The sequence below is a fragment of the Mycobacterium sp. WUMAC-067 genome, from assembly GCF_020217485.1.
Classification (GTDB): Bacteria; Actinomycetota; Actinomycetes; order Mycobacteriales; family Mycobacteriaceae; genus Mycobacterium.
Window position 1 is genome coordinate 1 of sequence record NZ_JAEKMI010000129.1, and the last position, 2,521, is coordinate 2,521.

3 protein-coding genes are annotated in these 2,521 nt (G+C 62.8%); all 3 read right to left on the reverse strand.

Going from position 1 to position 2,521, the window contains the following annotated elements:
• The coding region (locus tag JF781_RS27750; RefSeq protein ID WP_225341348.1) for a tyrosine-type recombinase/integrase at window positions 1-752 on the reverse strand (752 nt) is incomplete at its 3' end.
• A gap of 4 nt (window positions 753-756) precedes the next feature.
• On the reverse strand, window positions 757-990 hold the full coding sequence (locus JF781_RS27755; RefSeq protein ID WP_225341349.1) for an AlpA family transcriptional regulator: 234 nt from the start codon (window positions 988-990) through the stop codon (window positions 757-759).
• A gap of 21 nt (window positions 991-1,011) precedes the next feature.
• The coding region (locus JF781_RS27760; protein ID WP_225341350.1) for an FtsK/SpoIIIE domain-containing protein at window positions 1,012-2,521 on the reverse strand (1,510 nt) is incomplete at its 5' end.

Below are 2,521 nucleotides of genomic sequence, written 5' to 3' on the forward strand. Positions count from 1 at the left end.
AGTTCGTCCGACACGATTCGCGGAATTGGGACTGTCCGCGCCTGGTGGTCCTTTACCGGCGAAAGCTCACCGCGCCGCGCTTCCTCCGAGTACGCACGGGCGACGCGGAGGACGCTCCGCTCCTGGTCGATATCGGTCCAGCGCAGTGCGGCGAGCTCCCCCCACCGCAGTCCGCAGTACCCGGCTACCAGCACCAAAGTGCGGTCCCGCGGCTCGTCGAGGTAATCGGCCAACCGCCACAGTTGCTCGTGGGTCAAAGGTCGCGGATCATTTCCCTGAACCCTCGGCAAGCGGATACCCGCGGCCGGGTTGCGATTGATTGCACCGTCACGAACGGCATGGTCGAACACCCTGCGCAAAACACCGAGTGAATGGCGCGCCGTTGCGGCGGACTGCCTACGAGAGATGTCTGCCGCCCAAGCCTGCACCTCCGACGGGCGTACCGACACCAGGGGCCGCCTGCCGAATGTGCCGGAGATCTGCTTGCCGATGACGCCACGAATCTTTCGCTCCGTTGCCTCCGCTCTAGCAGGTTGCGCAGTCAGCCAAATCTCGCACCACTCGCGGACGGGCTTCTCTCCCGCTTTCGGGTCTGCCCAGGCGCCTGTTTTCAGCGTGTCGACTTGGTTGCGCTCCCATTCCTGGGCGTCGCGCTTGCGGTGAAAGGTGCGCGATGCGACGTAGCGGCCGCGGTAGTAAACCCGGGCACGGTAGACGCGGGCCCCATTCGGCCCCCGCCGCGCCTCGATCATGCCGCTATGCCTGCATGCGCGACTCGCGTCGCGAGTCCAGCCATTCATCCACCTCCGCTGCGTCCCAACGCAAGGCGGCCCCGATCCGAATCGCCGGCGGCCCTTCTCCCTTCAGCCGCCAGGCCCTGATGCATCCGACGGATACCTTCAGACGGTCAGCCACCTCGTCGATTCTGAGCAGTTCGTCGTAGCGACCGACGCGCTCTCTACTGCCCGCGATCGTCTTGCCTCGCATCATGTCTCCTATCGACCGATTCGCTCACGCGCCGGCCGAGCCGGCTTGTGTCCGTGTTGTACGGTCTTGTGTCCGTGTTATGTGGACGCTCTCGGGCGTCGACCCAGCGCGACTGTCGCCTCGCGCAGCCAGATCCATCAGCGCACCGCAAAGTAAGTCCAATGGATTCGCGGCAAGTCTCGCGGCCGCCTCGACGTGCCTGCGAAGAACCCAGTCAGGCACGAACGGGCTACGAAAACGAACCTCCACTCCATCAAAGGAACTCACACCCACGCCTGTCGGAGCGCCAATGGGACTCGTCGCCGAATCCGTCGAGAACTCGCCGAGCACTGCCCTCGCTGCTTCCCGCGTCCGAACGGAAAAGCACACGCGCACAGCGCAATTGTCGCGGATACCGGTCGGGATGCTGTCGGCGGTCGGCCGCTGAGTGCTCAGGGCAACAACGATCCCGGCAGAACGCCCGCGCTTAACCAGATCTTGAGTGATCGATTCAATCTCTGCACCAACCGATTTAGCATCCCTAGTACGCAAAGACCGTGCATCCAAGTAGGTTTGACACTCATCGATGACAACCAGCACGGCTGGATGCAGCCGAGACGGGTTCGCGGACCATAGGTTCGCATCTCCGTACAACTCGCGCGCGAAGCGCAGCCGTTCGCGCATCAGCAGTTGGACGTCCCGCAGAGCGTCTCTGACGATTTCTAGATTCCCTGCATCATCGCCACTGATGTAGCGATACGCCCGTGAGCTCAGCCCTTCCAAGTCGTAGCCTTGCTTACCGTCGATCAAAAGCCACTGGACATCATCTCGTTGCGCCAACGAAGCGAGCACCACGGCCAACCACGCGCTCTTGCCGCCACCCGGTACGCCACCGACGACCATGCCGCTCACGTTGCGGCACGATCCCGTGATCGGGACACCTTGCTCGTTGATCCCGAGTGGCAGTTCCCACTGCCGCGACACCGGAGGCGCCGCCAGCATGACAGGGCTCGCGAGTGGATCGCGCACTCGCAGCTGCAACCCGAAAACACCGGGGTTGGGTTCGGCGACGATGACTTCGCGCACTCTCAGCGCGGAGCTGAGTTCGCCGCAACGGTGTCGCCACGTCTCCAAGCTTTGGCCGGGTGCACCCACCACCTTCAGCATGGCTCCGTATGGCGTCCTTCTGACCCCGGCGATCGCCGGAATACACTGGACCGCGCGCCGGCCGGGGTGACTTCTACTCCCCGACGTGGGCATCAGCCGTTGCGGCCAGGATCGGCGTAGGTCCGCATACACCGCAAGGTCCAGAATCTCGAGCAGATCCGCCCACTTGCGCTTACTTCCAATGACAGCGAGAGCGAAGCGAAGTTCCACTCCATAACTGAACATTTGGCGCCTTCGACGTAGTGCTAATGCCGTCATCAGCAATCCAGATAGAAACGCAACGCCCCCGGCCCCCAAAAGAACGAAGTTCCCATAGCCGAACATGGCAGACATCCAGAAGCCCACCAGACCAAGGCAAATGATCCTTGCAAGAAGTTGCATGTCACCT

Bases quoted from the DNA above. Each gene is read 5' to 3' on its own strand.
- JF781_RS27755 (WP_225341349.1), bottom strand. From the start codon at position 990: ATGATGCGAGGCAAGACGATCGCGGGCAGTAGAGAGCGCGTCGGTCGC.